This is a genomic window from Nocardiopsis halotolerans DSM 44410, assembly GCF_000341065.1.
Classification (GTDB): Bacteria; Actinomycetota; Actinomycetes; order Streptosporangiales; family Streptosporangiaceae; genus Nocardiopsis; species Nocardiopsis halotolerans.
Genome location: NZ_ANAX01000249.1, coordinates 14,025 through 31,000, shown reverse-complemented (window position 1 = coordinate 31,000; position 16,976 = coordinate 14,025). Strand labels below are relative to the sequence as shown.

Here is a 16,976-nt window from a genome sequence, read left to right as displayed (position 1 = left end):
CCACTGAAGACATCGGACTCACTCATCTAGAGCTGGGTGCCGCGCACCAGCCACTCCGGTCCCTGCTGGTCCCAGGTGCCCAGGATCTCGAAGAACTTCTTGAAGTGGGGGCCGTCGCAGTGCGCCTGGAAGGCGTCCTCGTCCGTGTAGGACTCGATCAGGTAGAAGCGGTTGGCGACCTCCTCGTCCTCGATGAGGTTGAAGGTCAGCGTCCCGGGCTCGTCCCTGTTCGAGTTGCGGCCGTCCTCCAGGGCGGCGGCGATGAACTCCTCGCGGTGATCGGCGGGAACGTCGAACTTGACGGAGATGTGGTAGGCCACGGCTTTCCTTCCGGCTGGGGATCGGGGGTCGTGTGCGCGGCGGCTGCCCGCACCCGGCACGCGTTCTGACGCTCCGTAGGGATGTGCATCCGACCGGTGCGGGATATACGATACCTTATGCTTGACAGGGTTTGGTGTCTCAGTCGCTCTCATATGGAAATGAGAGGCCTTCCCTCCGTGAGGCCTGTGTCTTACGTTAAGTCGCTGACATCCTCCAACACCGTGAATGAGGAACCAGTGGTGCAAGACCCTCGCAACGTCCGCGCGACGTCCAACCTGTTGTGGACGGCCGTGGGGTTGGTTCTGCTCGCGATCAATCTCCGTCCCGCCATCGGCAGCGTGTCCCCACTCCTCAGGCAGATCCAGGACGACCTGGGACTGTCCGGGGCGGCGGTCAGCCTGCTCACCACGCTCCCGGTCCTGTGCCTGGGAGCCTTCGCCCTGCTCGCTCCGGCGTTCGCCCGCAGGATGGGCGTCAACAACGCCGTCGTCCTGGCCCTCTTCCTGCTCATCGTCGGCCTGGCCGTCCGGTTCGTGCCCACGGTTCCCGCGCTGTTCGCCGGGACCGTTCTGGCGGGTGCCGGGCTGGCCATCGGCAACGTCCTGATCCCGGCGGTCATCAAGAACGCCTTCCCCGACCGGATCAGGCTCTTCACGGGCATCTCCACCGCGGTCCTCAGCGGTGGCGCGGCCCTGTCCTCCGGTGTGACCGTTCCGCTGCGCGACGCCCTCGGCGCCGAGTGGCCCACCGCCCTGTTCGTCTGGGCGGCGCTGGCGGTCGTCGCCCTGGTCGTGTGGATCCCGCTGGCGCTGGGGCAGGGACGGCCCCAGGCCGCCAGTGCGCCCCCGTCCCAGTTCGGCGCCCTCCTGCGCGACCCGGTCGCCTGGCAGGCCACGATCTACCTCGGCCTGCGTGCCCTGGCCTTCTTCACCGCGCTCGGCTGGCTGCCCACCCTGCTCGCCGACCGCGGGGTCGCCGAGGAGGGAGGGCTGCTCTCCCTGTGCATGCTGGTGAGCATCCCCGCCGCCGTACTGGCCCCCGTGCTGTCCGGGCGGGTGCGTCCGGCCGTGGTCATCACGACCATCGTCGTCCTGGGAGCCGTCGCCAACGTCGGACTCATCGTCGCTCCCGAGGCGGCGCTGGTCTGGTCCGTGGTCCTCGGCCTCGCCCTGGGTGGCGGGTTCTCGATGGCGATGGCCTTCATCGGCCTGCGCTCCCCCAACCCGGGCGTCGCCGCCCAGCTGTCGGGCATGGTGCAGACGGTCGGCTACTGCGTGGGCGCCGTCTGCGGTCCGCTCCTGTTCGGCCTGATCGGGTCGGCCACGGGCAGCTGGACCCCCGCTCTGGTTCTGCTCGTCGTGCTCGCCCCGATCGAGCTCGTCGTGGGGCTCCTGGTCAGCCGCGACCGCAAGGTCCTCGACCGCGGGGAGGCGACGGCGGAGGCCACCGGCGCGGGAAGGTGACACGACCGTCGCGGTCACGAAACGGGGTACCGGCCCGCCGGCCGGTACCCCGCCGCCGTTTCCGGCGCCCCGTGGGGGCGCCGGGGAGGCTCAGCGCACCGCGGTGGCGACCGTCCGGGCCGCGCGGCCGAGGTGGGCGTTGAGCTCCGCGCGCAGCCGTCTGCCGTCGGACCGGTGCCCGTGTGCGGCGACGTAACCGTCGGGACGGACCAGGTGGTAACCGGGCTGGGGGCACAGGCGGTGCTCCCTGGCGTCATGGGCGGTCAGTTCCCGTACGGCGATCCCGGGCCGGTTCGCGACGGTCCGTGCCAACCTCTCGGTCAGGTCGGGGCCGCCGCTGACCGCGAGGACCCAGCCCGGTACGGGAGCGGCCTCCTCCCCCGCCGAGGGGGCTCCACCGATACCCAGTGCGGTCGCGAGCGCACGCGGTAGGGCGTGTCCGACGCGTGTGGCCCCCGCCAGCAGCCCGGTCGCGTGGCAGGAGGCGGGCCACGCCGGTTCCTGGGTGCCGCGCGCGGGGGAGTAACGGAAGCGGTAGCCGGCCATGACCGGCAGGTAGTGGCGCTCCAGGCTCGGACGCAGGGCGCGGTAGGCGGTGTCGCGCAGCCTGGTCTGCAACGGGTGACGGACCATCCAGCCCCGGGTCTGGATGTCGGTGTCGCGTACCACCTGCCTGGCCACGTCCCGGCGCTCCTCCTGGTACGTGTACAGAAGGCTGTGCGGGGCCCGCCCGTTGACCACCTCCGCCAGCTTCCAGGCGATGTTCTGCGCGTCCTGCATCCCCGTGTTGAGCCCCTGACCGCCCGCCGGACTGTGGATGTGTGCCGCGTCCCCCGCCAGGAACACCCGTCCGCGTTGGAACTCCTCGGCGTGCCTGCGGTGCACCCGGAAGACCGTCTCCCACACCGGGTCCACCAGGCGGACCCCGCCCGGCCCCTGCTCGTCGGCGATCCGTTGGAGGAGCTCCAGGTCCGCCTTCTCCCCGGGAGGCAGACTGGCGAAGAAGCGGAACACCCCGTTCGGCAGGGCCACGACGACCAGGGCGCCTTCGGGGGACTGGTAGTACAGGGCCTCGTCCGGCGGCAGCTCGCCCTCGACACGGCAGTCCACGAGGGCGAAGGCCGAGGTGTAGGTGCCGCCCCCGAAGCCCGTGCCGATCTGCGCGCGGACGGCACTGCCCGCTCCGTCGGCGCCCAGGACGTAGGGGGCGCGGTAGCGCTCCACCGTGCCGTCGGCGTGTTCCAGGACGGCGGTGACCCCGTCGGTCGCGGTGATGTCCCCGGAGAAGTCCATGCCGTCGAACGCCAGCAGCCGTACCCCGCGTTCGACGCGCCCGCCGAGGCTCAGAAGGCGTGCGGTGAGGACGCGCTCGGTCTCGTTCTGGGGTAGGCACAGGGGCGCCAGGTGCTCGGGGAAGTCGAACGACACCAGCGGTTCGCCGGAGGAGTAGTAGCGGAACCTGCGGATGTCTACGCCCGCCTCCCTGGCGGAGGTGAGGGCGCCCAGGTCCTCCAGCAGGTCGAGCGTTCGCGGCCACAGGAGCAGTGCCTTGGGGAAGGGGGAGGGCTCCTCCGCCCGGTCGATGAGCCGTGCGCGTACTCCCCGCCGAAGAAGCTCGCACGCGGCGGTCAGCCCGGTCGGTCCGGACCCGACCACCAGGACCTCCGCTGGTTCGGCGGAGCCCCCGGTGTCGGGAAGTGGGCGGATGTCCTCACTGGTCAACGGCATTCCGATCAACTCCGGTCTGTGGTGGGCGCCGCGGTCCCGGTGAGGAGCCGCGGTCTTCGGGTTCACAGGGCTATATAAGATTGACGATGACCATAAGATAGCTTATCTTCATCCGAGAAGGGATCATAGTAAGAGGCCGATAGGTAGGAGCGGATATGGCGACCGACACGAGGGGCCAGAGGGAGAGTGGCACCTCCCTGGCCGGCGGACGGGGGGCGGCCACCCTGGTGGCCGTCGCCCTGGCCAGCGTGATGCTGCCGCTTGCCGTCACCGCCCCGGCGGTGGCGCTCACACAGCTCGCGGCCGACCTCGACGCGAGTGTCGGGGCGGCCCAGTGGGTGCAGAACGCCTACAACGTCACCTTCGCCGCCTTCATGCTGGCGGCGGGCGGGCTGGCCGACCGGTTCGGCCGCAGACGCGTCCTCATCGTGGGCGTTCTGGTGTTCGCGTCGATGTCGGCCCTCATCGGGCTGTCCTCCGACATCCTCGTCATCGACATCGCGCGCGGAATCCAGGGCATCGGCGCCGCGGGCATCATGACCAGCGGCGCCGCCATCTTCGCCGACGCCTTTCGTGGAGCCGCCCGGGCCCGGGCCTTCGGCGTCCTGGGCTCCTCCTTCGGCTTCGGCCTGGCGCTGGGCCCGCTGGTCGCCGGTCTGCTGGTGAACACCCTCAACTGGCGGGCCGTGTTCCTGATGAACGTCGTCCTCGGACTCGTCGTGCTGGTCCTGGTACGCGCCGTCCGCGAGTCACGCGATCCCGGGGCCACCACCGTGGACTGGGGAGGCGTCATCACCTTCAGCGCCAGCCTGTTCCTGCTCTCCCTCGCCTTCGTGCAGGGAGCGGAGAACGGCTGGCTCAGCCCCGGCGCGATCGGTGCGGCGGTCGGCTTCCTCGTCTTCCTCGCGGCCTTCGTCGCCGTGGAGTCCCGTGTGCGCCGGCCCATGTTCGACCTCTCGCTGTTCCGGCGCCCCACCTTCGTCGTGGTCGTGTGCCAGCCCTTCACGATCACCTTCGGCTTCGTGGTCCTGCTGGTCTACCTGCCGCCCTACTTCCAGGGCGTCGGGGGCTTCGGCGCGGTCGGGGCCGGGGCCCTGCTGCTTCCCCTGACCCTCCCGGTCCTGACCCTGCCGATGCTGGCCGGACAGATCGCCACGCGGGTCCCCCTGCGTCTGATGCTCGCCGTCAGCTCCCTCCTGATCGCGGGGGGATCGCTGTGGCTGATCACCCTCGAACCGGGCCAGTCCTGGACCGCGCTCATCGCGCCCCTGGCCGTGTTCGGGACCGGGGTGGGCAGCGCGTTCGGCGTCATGGACAACGCCGCCGTCAGCACGGTGGAGGTCGAACGCGCCGGGATGGCCTCGGGGATCTTCAACACCATGCGCATCACCGGCGAGGGGGTCGCCATCGCGGGAGCGGGATCCCTGCTGGCCAGCCTCTCACTGAGCACCCTCGACCTGCCCTTCGGCGCGACGGTCGAGCAGGAGAGGGCGCTGGCGGGTGAGGCCACCCAGGGGCGGCTGGAGTCGGCCCTGGCCCAGTTCCCCGCCGAACAGCGGGAGGCCTCCCTGGCCGCGATCACGGAGAGCCTGACCTCCGCCATGCACATCACGTTCCTGGGCCTGGCAGTACTGGCCCTGGCCGGGGCGCTGGTGACCTTCCTCGTCATCAGGGAGCGCGAGCTCCGCCGGTCCTGACGGGCTCCGGTCCCCCGCCCACCCGGCGCATCCGCCGATCCACGCACATCCACACCGACGACTGGAGACACACATGAGGTACCGCTATCTGGGAGACACCGGGCTCTCGGTGTCCGAACTCTACTACGGCTCGTTCAACTTCGGCGGGAGCGCGAAGTTCCTGGGAGCCCCGGACAAGGACTGGGCCGAGTTCGGCACGGTCCCCGAGGACGACGTCTTCGCGCTGATCAACACCGCTCTGGACGCGGGGATCAACTTCTTCGACACCGCCGACGTCTACAAGAACGGCATGGGCGAGGAGTTCCTGGGAGCGGCGCTCAAGAAGGTGCGCGACCGGGTCGTGATCGGCACCAAGGGGCGGTGGCGCATCACCGACGACCCCAACGACCTGGGGGCCTCACGCCACCACCTGTTCGCCGCCGTGGAAGCGAGCCTGCGACGGCTGGACACCGACCACATCGACCTCTACCACATCCACGGTTTCGACCCCCGCACCTCGCTGGACGAGACCCTCCGCGCCCTCGACGACCTCGTCACCGCGGGCAAGGTCCGCTACGTCGGGGTGTCCAACTTCGCCGCCTGGCACCTGATGAAGGCCCTGTCGGTCTCCGAGCGGCGCGGTCTGACCCGGTTCGTCTGCTACCAGGGCTACTACAACCTGGCCGCACGCGACCTGGAGCGGGAGATCATCCCCCTGGCCGTCGACCAGAAGGTCGGCGTCACCGCGTGGAGTCCCCTGGCCGGAGGCTTCCTCACCGGCAAGTACGAGCGGGGGGAGCGCCCCGAGGGCAGCCGCCTGGCGAACGCCACGGCCGCCGAGTCCGCACCCCTCACCGACGAGGAACAGGCCTTCGACATCGTCGACGAGATGCGCCGGATCGCGGCCCGGCGTGAGGCCAGCGTCGCCCAGGTGGCGCTGAACTGGCTGCTCGCCAAGCCGGGTGTCACCTCGGCGGTCATCGGCGCCAGCAAGCCCCACCAGCTGAGCGACAACCTGGCCACGATGGAGTGGACGCTCACGGAGGAGGAGGTGGCACGCCTCGACGCGGTCAGCGAGGTCCCCGCCCCCTACCCCTACTGGCACATCCGCACCGTCGGTGCCGACCGCAGGGTTCCCGGAGACGTCTACCCGTAACCAGCGCCACCGGATCGCCCGAACCACCCTCCCCGGCGGGCCCGTCACGCGGGCCGCGTCCCCGCGCCGCCGGGGAGGGCACCCCCCACCCCCTCCGCGGGGTCGCCCACCGTCGCGCGTCCCGCCACCGGACCGGCAACAGTCCCTGACCACGTCTGTGCGGCGGAGTCCGGCCCGACCAGGGCCGGACCGGAGTCCGCGAAAGCAGGAACCCCACAGAGACCGAGGAATGTCAGGAGCATGCAGATGTCAGGATCCACACCACCCCTCCTCTCCCAGCCCAGGGTCGAGGAGGGTGCCGACGATCCCAAGCTCGGCTTCGCACGCACCATCGACCGCAGTTTCGTGCACAGGGAGTCCCTGGCCGAGGTCTTCGTCACCGACACCCAGCCCCTGGGCGCGGACGCCCACGCGGCGGCCGCGCAACTGCCCCGTTCCCACGCCTACTTCGGGGACCACCTGCTCCAGCCCAGGCTGTACGACCCGGTGCTCCTGCTGGAGGCGTGCCGACAGATGGGGCTGGCCATCGCCCACACCCACTACGGGGTTCCCTTCGACCACAAGTTCGTGCTCACCACGCTGAGCGTGGACATCACCCACCCCGACCGTCTCCGGGTCGGCGCCTCCCCCTGCCCGCTCACCGCTCTGTGCTCGATCGGGAACAAGAAGGTCAGGGACGGCCGGGTACGGGGATACGACGCCCGGTTCCGCCTCTTCGTCTCGGGGGCGGAGGTGGGTACGGCCAGCGTCGGACTGCGCTTCAAGGACGCCGACGGCTACCACGCCCTCCGCATGGGGAACCGGAACGGACGGCCGTTCGGAACCACCGACACGGTCGCCTTCCCCCTCGTCGGAGAGGTCCCCGCGCCCTACCTGGTCGGCCGTTCCAGTGCCGACAACGTCGTCCTGGCGGGGCTGACCGGCGAGGGCGACGGGGTGGGCGCGTCGCTGCGCGTGCTGCCCCACCACCCGAGTCTGTTCGACCACCCCCAGGACCACCTTCCGGGCATGGTCCTGGTGGAGGCCGCGCGGCAGGCCGCCCTCAACTCCGTACTGGAGGGCTGGGGCATGTCGCCGGCCAAGGCCTTCCCGTTCCGGATGGAGGCGGAGTTCGTCCGGTTCGGCGAACTGGAGCCGCGCACCGACATCAGGACCGGGGTCCGCTCCGCCGAGGGCGGGGATGACGACGTGTACTACACCCAGGGCGGAACGGTGGAGTACCGGTCCCGTTCCGAGCGGAGCGCCGCCGAGCCGGTGCTCGTGGACGTGGACGTGCGTCAGCAGGAGGAGACGATCGCCCGTGTCGTGGTCGGAACGCTCCACCTGCCCGAGCTCGTCGCCGCCCACCGCGGCCACGGCCGGTGGGGGAGGGGGACCGCGTGAGGTCCGCCGACGGCACACAGGGGGTGGGGGCTCCCCCCGGAATCGCCTTCTTCGACGTCGACGAGACGCTCATCGGCCCCAAGAGCATGTTCTCCTTCCTGGAGTTCTACCTCCGTAACGACTTCCGGCCCCCGGGCACCTACGAGCGCGCCGCGGCCCAGCTCCGCGGGGCGGCACGGCGGGGCCTGCCCCGCGAGGAGGTCAACCGCCTCTACTACCGCCTCCTGCGAGGGGAGTCGGTGCGCCGCCTGCGGTCGCTCGGCCGGGAGTGGTTCGCCGAGGCCGCCCGGGACCCCGGCTTCTGGCACTCCCCGGTACTGGAACGGCTGCACCACCACCGGGCACGCGGAGAGCTGGTCGTCCTGGTCTCCGGATCGTTCTTCGGCTGCCTGGAGCCCGTCAGCGAGGCCGTCGGAGCGCACTGGACGCTGGGTACCCGACCCGTGGTGCGCGTCGGACGCCTGACCGGCGAGGTCCTGGTTCCGGTGATCGGCGAGACCAAGGGAGCCGTCGCGCGCACGGCCATGGCGCTGCTCGGCGCGGAGCCCGGACGCTGCTCGGCCTACGGCGACCACGCCAGCGACCTGTCCCTGCTCAAGGCGGTGGGCGCTCCCCACGTGGTCGGTGACGACCCGGTGCTGAACGAACACGCGCACGTCCACGGGTGGGCGCGGATCCCCCGGTCGCTGGAACCGCCGCCGGTGTTCCGGAACCAGGTGGCTGGTGTACCCGACGAGATTCCGTCCCGGGTGCCGACGACGGCCTGAGCGCGGGCGACGAAGTGCGGCCCGCAAGACGACACAGTGAGGAGGAACGGTGCCCGGGTGACCGGAGAAGCCGGGACCCGCGCACCGTGTGCGCACATGTCCATCGCCATCATGGGTACGGGTTCGTACCTGCCTGCCGAGGTGGTCGGCAACGATCAGATCGCCCGGACCACGGGTGTGACCGAGGAGTGGATACTCCGTAAGACCGGGATCCGTGAACGCAGGCGTGCGGCCCCGGACCAGGCCACGTCCGACCTCGCGGCCGAGGCCGGACGCCGGGCGCTGGCCCGGGCGGGGATCCCCGCCGACCGACTGGCCTACGTCATCGTCGCCACGTCCACGCCGGACCACCCGCAGCCCGCCACCGCGAGCATCACCCAGCACCTGCTCGGCGCCGACCGGGCCGCCGCGTTCGACGTCAACGCGGTGTGCAGCGGCTTCGTCTTCGCCCTCGCGGTGGCCGAGAACCTGCTACGGGCACAGGAGGACTCCTACGCCCTGGTCGTCGGTGCGGACATCTACTCCCGCATCCTCGACTACGGCGACCGGAGGACGGCACCGCTGTTCGGGGACGGAGCCGGCGCGGTGGTGCTGGGGCCGGGCCTCGGGTGGGACGGCGTGCTCGGCACCCAGTTGTCCACCGACGGAGACCACCACGGGCTGATCCGGGTGCCCGCCGGGGGCTCCCGGCTCCCGGCCTCCGCGCGGACCCTGGAGCAGGGGGAGCACCACTTCAGGATGGAGGGCCGGGGGGTGCGCGACTACGTCACCCGGCAGCTTCCCCAGGCGGTCGGTCGGATGCTCGACGGACTGGGGGTGGCCGCCGACGAGGTGCACCACTTCGTACCCCACCAGGCCAACGGCGCCATGCTCGGCGACATCTGGCCGTCGGTCGGACTCGACTACACACGTATGCACCTGACCGTCGAGACCCAGGGCAACACCGGCGCCGGGTCCATTCCGATCGCCTTGGACACGGTGAGTGGGGCCGGGGCGCTCAGGGCGGACGATCTGGTGCTCCTGGCCGGGTTCGGCGGGGGCATGAGTATCGGACTGGCGCTGGTGCGCTGGACTCCGGCCCTCCGGGGCGGGAGGGGCGAGCCCCGGACGGTGGACGCCGCGCTCGCGGGCCACGCCCCGGCCTGAGGGAACGGCGGAGTGGAGGGGCCCTCCCCGAGAGCCGGGGAGGGCCCTGACGAGATTCCGGAGAGATTACATGAACGCACCGGAGGAAGACCGTGGGAATTCCCCGGCCCTCCGGCCCGAGGCCCGCAATGGTGCACCGGAGAAGGGCGTGGAGTCCGTTTCCCTTCCCTGTCCGGCGGCGCCGTCGAAGACCGAGGGACGCGCCCCGGGGAGAGGGCCATTTCGGAAAGGGAATGGCCCGGACCCGGTGTACGTCATGAATCGGGAACCCCGGCGTCCCTCCGGCGACGGGCGGACACGCTCAGGTCTCGTCCAACTGCTCCGGCAGTTGGGTACGAGCCTCCGCGGCCGCTTCGGCGCACTTGTTGAGCAGACGCACGAACTCCTTCTCCTCGTCGTCGGTGAAGGCGTCGCTCAACCGTCTCTCCACCTGGACCGCGACGTCGTCGGCCTCCTGGAGCAGGGCGCGGCCCGAGGCGGAGAGACAGGTCTCCAGGATGTGGGAGTGGAGGGGGTGCGGCTTGCGTTCGATCAGCTCACGCCTGCTCAGGGTGGCCAGGACCGACGACATGGTCTGGGGTGTGACCAGGCACCGGCGGGCCAGGATCGCGCCAGACAGACCCGGTTCCTCAGACAGGACGAGCAGCACCGTGTACTGGGGAACGGAGAGGTTGAACTGACGTAGGACCGCGTGCTTGGCGGCTATCAGCTCCTGCTCGGCACGTTTGAGGTGGTGTCCTATCCGACGGTCCATGGGAAGCTGGGTCATCTGAGGATCGTATATCAGGATACTTATCCCTCCGTGCGCCGCCACCTGTGTGAACAGTGCGGGAACCGTGGGGTGGTTCGTCTCGGGCACGGCGTGGACCGGATCCTCCGTCGGCCGTGGCGGAGTGCGTCGACCGTCAGTATCGGTCGCCGACGACGGCGTCGGCGACGGTGTCCAGGGTGGCGAGGTCGTCGGCGGTCAGTTCGAGTTCGGCCCCGCGGACGTTCTCGTCCAGGCGTGCGCGGCGCTTCGTCCCCGGGATCGGGACGACGGGCAGCCCCCACCGCTTCTCCTGGGCGTGCACCCAGGCCAGGGCCACCTGGCCCTTGGTGGCTCCGTGGGCGTCGGCCACCCGCTGGATGAGCGGAAGGATCCTCCTGTTGCGCTCGGCGTTCTCCCCGGAGAAGCGGGGCTGGCCGCGACGGAAGTCGTCGGCTGACAGGTTCTCCGCCGAGGTCACGGCACCGGTGAGGAAGCCCCGCCCCAGCGGGGAGTAGGGGACGAAGGCGATGCCCAGTTCGCGGCAGACCGGCAGGACCTCGTCCTCGACATGGCGGGTCCACAGGGAGTACTCGGTCTGTACGGCGGTGATCGGGTGGACCTCGTGGGCGGCGCGGATCTCGTCGCCGCTCACCTCGGACAACCCCAGGCGGCGGACCTTGCCCCGGGCGACCAGGTCGGCCATCGCCCCCACGGTCTCCTCGATGGGCACCGACGTGTCGCGGCGGTGCATGTAGTACAGGTCGATCGTGTCGATGCCGAGGCGGGCCAGGCTCGCGTCGCAGGCCGAGCGCACGTACTCCGGGTCTCCGCGCAGCTCGCGGGCGCCGGTCGCGCGGTCGCGGACGATGGCGAACTTCGTCGCGAGCACGACCTCGTCGCGGCGCTCGCGGACCACCTTGCCCACGAGCTCCTCGTTGGCCCCGTGGCCGTACATGTCGGCCGTGTCGAGGAAGTTGACGCCCAGGTCGAGGGCGTGGTGCAGGGTCGCCGCGGACTCGGAGTCGTCTCCGGAGCCGTAGAACTCGCTCATGCCCATACATCCGAGCCCCTGGACGGACACCGTGGGGCCGTCGGTGGTCAGCGGGATGGTCCGCATGTGTGCCTCCTGTGGTCGTCGTCGTGCCCGGCACCCCGGTGTGCCGGACGTCCCGACGGGCCCGGCCATGTCGAAGTGCCAGGAATCAACGTACCATAAGAGACCTTATTTAGATCGTATATCAGATCAAAGGAAGAGGTGGAGTGCCCTAGTGGAGGCTGGGTGTGGAAAGGTCCCTCCTGGTCAGCGGGGGAAGACCACCCCTGGTGCGCTGGGCGCCGCCCTCTCGGACCACCAGGGTGGGGGCCTCGCCCCCGTCGCCCTCGGACAGGAGGCGTTGGGAGACGACGACCTCGAAGCGCTCGGGCATGTCCTCGATCGCGTCGGACAACGCCAGGCATCCGGACATCACGTGATGGCGTATCCACTCGGCCGTGTAGAGGTCGCAGGAGACGCCGGGCCGCAGGCGCACGCGCAGGTGCAGACGCTCGTCCTCCGTGTGCGGATCCATCACCACGACCTGGGCCGCGTCCACGAGTTCGGTCTGGAGGGCCAGGGTGGCCAGGTCGGCGGGGGAGACGAGGTGGCTCAGCGGGTCCAGGGGAGCGTCGATGCGGCTGTGCGTGCGCACCGCGGGGCCCGGGGTCCCGCACGGGCACAGGGTCCACTCCGCGGCGACCCCCGTCTCGTAGCGCAGGAGCGGGAAGATCGCCCCGGGATGGGTGATGGTCACCAGCATCCGGCCGTTGAGGATCTCCGTGTGCTGGTGGGGTAACAGGTGGACGGTGTCGTTGGCGCAGTGGGGGCCGCTGTGCCCGATGATCCACGTCTCCGGTGATCCGAACAGCGACCAGGTCCGCAGATGGGGGAAGTGGTCGCGGAGCAGGCCGTGGCCGGGGGAGTCCAGGGCCGGGCCGCTCCAGACCACCTTGCGCAGGAAGTCCAGCCGGCGCCCCGAGGAGACGCAGAAGCGCAGGATGCGACGGACCGTGTCGAGGGTGGTGGCCAGGGCGGTGACGCCCCGCTCCTCGAAGAGGTCGAGGTAGGGGCTGATCATCTGGTCGGTGGGGGCGTCCAGGGACAGCGTGGGAACGCCCGCCCGTGCGGCGAGGGCGTTGTGCAGGTCGTGTGAGGAGCGCATGTGGAAGGGCGTGCTCAGGCTGGCGAGGACGTCGCCCGGCTCGAAGGGGCGGACGTGGGGGGGCGATCTCCTCCAGGTGGAGGTCCGCCGGTGACGCGCCCAGGTGCATCGTCGACGTGGTGCCCCCCATGATGTGCAGCGAGGCCCGGGCGAGGGATCCGGGATCCTCACGTATCAGGGTGTCGATCGCCTCGCCGAGCTCGTCCCTGGTGAGGGTGGGAAGATCCTCCAGGAGCGTCGGCCGGCACCTGTACCCGCGGTACTTCTCGCGCATCACCGGTATCCTCGCGAGCTGCTCCAGGGCCCCGGCGAGCCCTCTGGTGTCGCTGCCGCCTTCTCCCGCCCGCAGTGTCTGTGTCATCGTCGCTCTCGCATTCCGGGTTGCTCCAGAGCTCTGTCGCTTTCGAGTCTGGACTGCCTTGCGGTGACGTAATGAATTCGGACGTCGGGGAAAGTCCGAAAGTTCTTCATAAGTGGCCGTCAGGGCTGGGGCGAACTCACTCGCACAGTAAAGCAGAACAATTCGACAAAGGCCTACGGTAATCGTGTGACGGTGCGGATGCCGAAGGTGATGTCCGGGGGTCAGGGGGATATGGGTGCGGGTGCGCGATCCGGCGTCGAAGTGTGGCCTTCGTCACGCGCGTCGCGGAGGGTGCGGGGGCGCATCCGGTACCCGGTACCACCTGCGGGAACGGGTCCGTTCGCAGTGTTTCGGTAGGGGATGAAGATGCACATGTGGCTTACGTTGCGAGCCGGTCCAGGGTCCTTCCACGGCCCGGGGGGGCGATACCGGGCGGACGGGTCCGGCCCCGGTCTCGCGGAAGGGTTCACGACGCCGTGGTTCCGGCTGTGGACAACCGCTTTTCCGGCGGTGCTGAGCTATACGCTGGAAGCGTTCACCCCGGCGCATGACCCTCGACACCCTTCGACGCCGCAGGGCGGGTACGCCGGGATGGCTTCCCAACCAAGAGAGAACACCCATGAGTGACATCGAGCGCGAGGTCCACGCGGTAGCCGGGCGGGCCAGGGACGCGGCGGCCGACCTCGCCCCGCTCAGCCGGTCGGTGAAGGACGCCGCGCTGCTGGCGATCGCCGACGCCCTGGTCAAGCGGACCGACGAGATCACCACGGCCAACGCCGAGGACGTGGCGCGTGCCCGCGAGGAGGGCACCAGTCCGGCCATGATCGACCGTCTCACCCTCACCCCGCGGCGGATCGAGGCCATCGCCGACGCCGTCCGCGAGATCGTCGAGCTCCCCGACCCGGTCGGCGAGTCCGTACGCGGGTCCGTACTGCCCAACGGACTGGACCTGCGCCAGATCCGGGTGCCGCTCGGTGTCATCGGCATCATCTACGAGGGGCGCCCCAACGTCACCGTGGACGCCGCCGCCCTGTGCCTCAAGAGCGGCAACGCCGCCCTGTTGCGCGGATCGTCCTCCGCCTACTCCTCCAACACCGCGATCGTCGGCATCCTGCGGGACGCCCTGGAGGGCACCGAGGTTCCGGTGGACGCCATCCAGATGGTGCCCGGCCGCACCCGCGAGTCCTCCACCGCGCTCATGCGGGCGCGCGGTCTGGTGGACGTACTCATCCCGCGCGGCGGCGGCTCCCTCATCCAGGCCGTGGTCCGCGACTCCACCGTGCCCGTCATCGAGACCGGCGAGGGCCTGTGCCACGTCTACGTGGACGCCGACGCCGACGTCGACAAGGCGGTGGCCATCGCCACCAACGCCAAGGCGCAGCGCTGCTCGGTGTGCAACTCCGCCGAGACCCTGCTGGTGCACGAGGCGATCGCCGAGGCGTTCCTGCCGCGCCTGCTGGAGTCCCTGGCGGAGAGCGGTGTGACCGCGCACGGAGACCCCCGGGTGATGGAGATCGCCGCAGCGCACGCGACCGGGGCCGAGGTGGTCGAGGCCACCGAGGAGGACTGGGCGACCGAGTACCTGTCCATGGACCTGGCCGTCCGGGTGGTGCCGGACATCGACGAGGCGCTCGCGCACATCCGCAGGTACTCCACCCAGCACACCGAGGCGATCGTCACCGACTCGCTGAGGGCTTCCCGGTACTTCGTCTCCCGGGTCGACTCCGCCGCGGTCATGGTCAACGCCTCGACGCGCTTCACCGACGGCGGCGAGTTCGGCTTCGGCGCCGAAATCGGTATCTCCACCCAGAAACTGCACGCCAGAGGGCCGATGGGCCTCACCGAGATGACCTCCACCAAGTACGTGGTGACCGGCGACGGCCACCTCAGGTGACCGTCCGTTGGCATCTGAATCGTTTTCCCGCCGGAAACCTGGACAGAAGCGAATCTTCTTCTAGGACGTATTCCCAAAGCGACGGCTGGTCGGTAATTTCACTGTGGTGTCTCACGGCGCTCTCCCGCATCCCTCGGAGCGCCGCCCCCACGGTCACAACGAAAGGAATCCCCCCGAGATGAAGCTCCGGAGCAAGGTCGCGGCCATCGCCACGACCACCCTGGCCGTCGGTGGTGTCACGCTGATGGCCTCCCCCGCCCAGGCCGACCTGGTCACCCTCTGCTCGGGTCATGGCGGTGCGATCACCCTGCCCACGGACCTCGCGGTCCCCGCCGGCGAGAGCTGCTTCCTTGACGGAACGGTCATCCAGGGCGACGTCACCGTCCGCCAGGGAGCCAACCTGCACATCGTCGGTGGTGAGATCGAGGGCAGGGTGACCGTCCAGAAGGACGCCTACTTCGACTCCCAGGAGAGCTCCGTCGGAGACCGCGTGGTCAACCGCGGCTCCTACGGCACCTACATGCAGGAGAGCTCCGCCGGCGCCGCCCTGCGCACCGTCCCGGTCGAGGGCGGCAACACCGACGGGTTCGCCTACGTGGTCGACTCCTCCGTCCGCAACATCAACGCCCAGGTCGGGGCCGTCTACGTCTCCGGGTCGCAGATCGGCGGCCAGGTCAAGGCCGACGGTGTCGAGTACGTCGACATCTACGACACCGCGGTGCGCGGCGCGCTGACGGTCAGCAACCCGGCCAGCGGCGGCATCCTCTGCGACAGCGAGGTCATCGGGGACGCCACCTACAGCGGCGGTTCCGGTCCGGTCGCGGTCGGTGCGGGCGAGCAGGAGGGCTTCTGCTCCTCCCTCAACTACGTCGACGGCGACCTGAGCGTCACCGGTGTCAGCGGCGGCGTCTACATCGACAACAACATCGTCGGTGGCGACCTGTCCACCTCCGCCAACAGCCCCACCGCCCAGATCGGTGACAACAACCGCGTCCGCGGTGACATCCTCACCGAGGAGGTCGCCCTGCGCAGCTTCTCCGCCCCCGTGGTCGAGGAGTTCGAGGCCCACGAGGACGACCTCGTCGAGGAGGTCGAGGGCGCCCGGGCCGAGACCATCGACGAGGCCATGGCCGCCGGTCCCGCCTTCTAGGCGGCGTCCTTCCGGGCCTCCTGACCCGCCACCGCCCGCCGTGGCGCGCTCAGCGCCCCGGCGGGCCACACCCCCAACGGACGCCACGCGCGGCACCCGCCCTGTTCGCGCATCCGAAGAACGGGAACGGGTGTGAGCGGACACAGCGNCCGTCGGCGCCGCCGCGTGTTCCCACGGGACGACCAGATCGACGACGAGGGAGAGACCGCGTGCCAACCACCGTCGCCTACGGCGACCACCCCAGCCAGATCGCGCACTGCTGGGAACCGGAGGGTGAGGGGCCCGCGCCCGTCGCGGTCCTGCTGCACGGCGGCTGGTGGCGCGATCAGTTCGACGCCGGTCTCATGGACCCGCTGGCACGCGATCTGGCCGCCGACGGATGGGCGGTCTGGAACGTGGAGTACCGCCGCACCGGAGGGGACGGCGGCGGTTGGCCGCGGACCCAGGCCGACGTCGGCCGTGCCCTGGAGTTCCTCGTCGGTTCCGCCGCGAGCGAGCCCGAGCGCTACGACCTGTTCCGCGTGGTGTCCGTCGGCCACTCCGCGGGCGGGCACCTGGCCCTGCTCAACGCACTCGACACGGGGACGCCCGTGACCTCCGTGGTCGCCCTCGCACCCATCACCGACCTGGAACGCTGCGCCCGGGAGGGGCTGGGAGAGGGCGCGGTCGGGCCGTTCCTCGGCGCGGACCCCTCCGCGGAGCTGTACGCGACCAGTTCACCGGTGCTGCGCGTGCCGGTCGGGGTACCCCAGCTGATCGTGCACGGCGACGCCGACCAGCGCGTCCCCGTCGAGCACAGCCGCGACTACGTGGCCGCCGCGCGTGCCGCCGGGGACGCCGTGGACCACCACGAACCGGCGGGAGCCGACCACTTCGCGGTCATCGACCCGGCCCATCCCGCGTGGAGGGGAGTCCGCGAGTACCTCGCCGAGCGGCGCTGACCCGGGGAGGCCCACACACGTCAGGGGGGCGGCCCGCGTCG

At 70.5% G+C, this 16,976-nt stretch carries 14 protein-coding genes; 9 read left to right on the top strand and 5 right to left on the bottom strand.

The window, feature by feature from the left end; genetic code table 11:
* Positions 1–26: 26 nt before the first annotated feature.
* Positions 27–320, bottom strand: a complete 294-nt coding sequence (locus tag D455_RS0119565; RefSeq protein ID WP_017572403.1) for a putative quinol monooxygenase — start codon at positions 318–320, stop codon at positions 27–29.
* A gap of 240 nt (positions 321–560) precedes the next feature.
* On the opposite strand from D455_RS0119565, the gene D455_RS0119560 reads away from it, so the two are divergent.
* Positions 561–1,784, top strand: a complete 1,224-nt coding sequence (locus D455_RS0119560) for an MFS transporter (protein WP_241480282.1) — start codon at positions 561–563, stop codon at positions 1,782–1,784.
* 90 nt (positions 1,785–1,874) lie between these two features.
* Here D455_RS0119560 and D455_RS0119555 read toward each other — a convergent pair whose 3' ends face one another.
* Positions 1,875–3,512: an FAD-dependent monooxygenase gene (locus D455_RS0119555; protein ID WP_017572401.1), complete on the bottom strand. Its 1,638-nt coding sequence runs from the start codon at positions 3,510–3,512 to the stop codon at positions 1,875–1,877.
* A gap of 155 nt (positions 3,513–3,667) precedes the next feature.
* Between D455_RS0119555 and D455_RS0119550 the strand changes: the two genes are divergently transcribed.
* The 5 genes from D455_RS0119550 to D455_RS0119530 all read left to right on the top strand — a co-directional run bounded on the left by D455_RS0119550 (position 3,668) and on the right by D455_RS0119530 (position 9,640).
* On the top strand, positions 3,668–5,209 hold the full coding sequence (locus tag D455_RS0119550; protein ID WP_017572400.1) for an MFS transporter: 1,542 nt from the start codon (positions 3,668–3,670) through the stop codon (positions 5,207–5,209).
* 73 nt (positions 5,210–5,282) lie between these two features.
* Positions 5,283–6,344, top strand: coding sequence for an aldo/keto reductase (locus D455_RS0119545; protein ID WP_017572399.1), 1,062 nt, complete (start codon positions 5,283–5,285; stop codon positions 6,342–6,344).
* A 240-nt stretch (positions 6,345–6,584) separates the two neighbouring features.
* A complete protein-coding gene (locus D455_RS0119540) occupies positions 6,585–7,727 on the top strand; it encodes a ScbA/BarX family gamma-butyrolactone biosynthesis protein (protein WP_017572398.1) in 1,143 nt (380 codons plus the stop codon).
* Entirely contained in the window at positions 7,724–8,494 is a 771-nt protein-coding gene (locus D455_RS0119535; RefSeq protein WP_017572397.1) for an HAD family hydrolase, read from the top strand. The genes D455_RS0119540 and D455_RS0119535 overlap by 4 nt, the downstream gene beginning before the upstream one ends.
* A gap of 96 nt (positions 8,495–8,590) precedes the next feature.
* Entirely contained in the window at positions 8,591–9,640 is a 1,050-nt protein-coding gene (locus tag D455_RS0119530) for a 3-oxoacyl-ACP synthase III family protein (protein WP_017572396.1), read from the top strand.
* A gap of 301 nt (positions 9,641–9,941) precedes the next feature.
* Here the strand turns inward: D455_RS0119530 and D455_RS0119525 are convergent, their stop codons facing one another.
* The 3 genes from D455_RS0119525 to D455_RS31025 all read right to left on the bottom strand — a co-directional run bounded on the left by D455_RS0119525 (position 9,942) and on the right by D455_RS31025 (position 12,589).
* The gene (locus tag D455_RS0119525; RefSeq protein WP_017572395.1) at positions 9,942–10,409 is read right to left on the bottom strand and encodes a MarR family winged helix-turn-helix transcriptional regulator; all 468 of its coding nucleotides are present in this window, start codon (positions 10,407–10,409) and stop codon (positions 9,942–9,944) included.
* Between the two features lie 136 nt (positions 10,410–10,545).
* On the bottom strand, positions 10,546–11,508 hold the full coding sequence (locus D455_RS0119520; protein WP_017572394.1) for an aldo/keto reductase: 963 nt from the start codon (positions 11,506–11,508) through the stop codon (positions 10,546–10,548).
* Positions 11,509–11,656: 148 nt separating this feature from the next.
* Positions 11,657–12,589 carry a phenylacetate--CoA ligase family protein gene (locus tag D455_RS31025; RefSeq protein WP_017572393.1) on the bottom strand — a complete coding sequence of 311 codons (933 nt, stop codon included), beginning with the start codon at positions 12,587–12,589 and terminating at the stop codon, positions 11,657–11,659.
* A 980-nt stretch (positions 12,590–13,569) separates the two neighbouring features.
* Here D455_RS31025 and D455_RS0119510 point away from each other — a divergent pair.
* From D455_RS0119510 to D455_RS0119500, 3 genes are all read left to right on the top strand, one after another.
* The gene (locus D455_RS0119510; RefSeq protein WP_017572391.1) at positions 13,570–14,844 is read left to right on the top strand and encodes a glutamate-5-semialdehyde dehydrogenase; all 1,275 of its coding nucleotides are present in this window, start codon (positions 13,570–13,572) and stop codon (positions 14,842–14,844) included.
* A 178-nt stretch (positions 14,845–15,022) separates the two neighbouring features.
* The gene (locus tag D455_RS0119505; protein ID WP_017572390.1) at positions 15,023–15,994 is read left to right on the top strand and encodes a hypothetical protein; all 972 of its coding nucleotides are present in this window, start codon (positions 15,023–15,025) and stop codon (positions 15,992–15,994) included.
* A 209-nt stretch (positions 15,995–16,203) separates the two neighbouring features.
* Positions 16,204–16,935: an alpha/beta hydrolase family protein gene (locus tag D455_RS0119500; protein WP_017572389.1), complete on the top strand. Its 732-nt coding sequence runs from the start codon at positions 16,204–16,206 to the stop codon at positions 16,933–16,935.
* Positions 16,936–16,976: the final 41 nt, after the last annotated feature.

Bases quoted from the DNA above. Each gene is read 5' to 3' on its own strand.
- D455_RS0119555 (WP_017572401.1), bottom strand. From the start codon at position 3,512: ATGCCGTTGACCAGTGAGGACATCCGCCCACTTCCCGACACCGGGGGC.
- D455_RS0119550 (WP_017572400.1), top strand. From the start codon at position 3,668: ATGGCGACCGACACGAGGGGCCAGAGGGAGAGTGGCACCTCCCTGGCC.
- D455_RS0119545 (WP_017572399.1), top strand. From the start codon at position 5,283: ATGAGGTACCGCTATCTGGGAGACACCGGGCTCTCGGTGTCCGAACTC.
- D455_RS0119540 (WP_017572398.1), top strand. From the start codon at position 6,585: ATGCAGATGTCAGGATCCACACCACCCCTCCTCTCCCAGCCCAGGGTC.
- D455_RS0119530 (WP_017572396.1), top strand. From the start codon at position 8,591: ATGTCCATCGCCATCATGGGTACGGGTTCGTACCTGCCTGCCGAGGTG.
- D455_RS0119525 (WP_017572395.1), bottom strand. From the start codon at position 10,409: ATGACCCAGCTTCCCATGGACCGTCGGATAGGACACCACCTCAAACGT.
- D455_RS0119520 (WP_017572394.1), bottom strand. From the start codon at position 11,508: ATGCGGACCATCCCGCTGACCACCGACGGCCCCACGGTGTCCGTCCAG.
- D455_RS31025 (WP_017572393.1), bottom strand. From the start codon at position 12,589: ATGCGCTCCTCACACGACCTGCACAACGCCCTCGCCGCACGGGCGGGC.
- D455_RS0119510 (WP_017572391.1), top strand. From the start codon at position 13,570: ATGAGTGACATCGAGCGCGAGGTCCACGCGGTAGCCGGGCGGGCCAGG.
- D455_RS0119505 (WP_017572390.1), top strand. From the start codon at position 15,023: ATGAAGCTCCGGAGCAAGGTCGCGGCCATCGCCACGACCACCCTGGCC.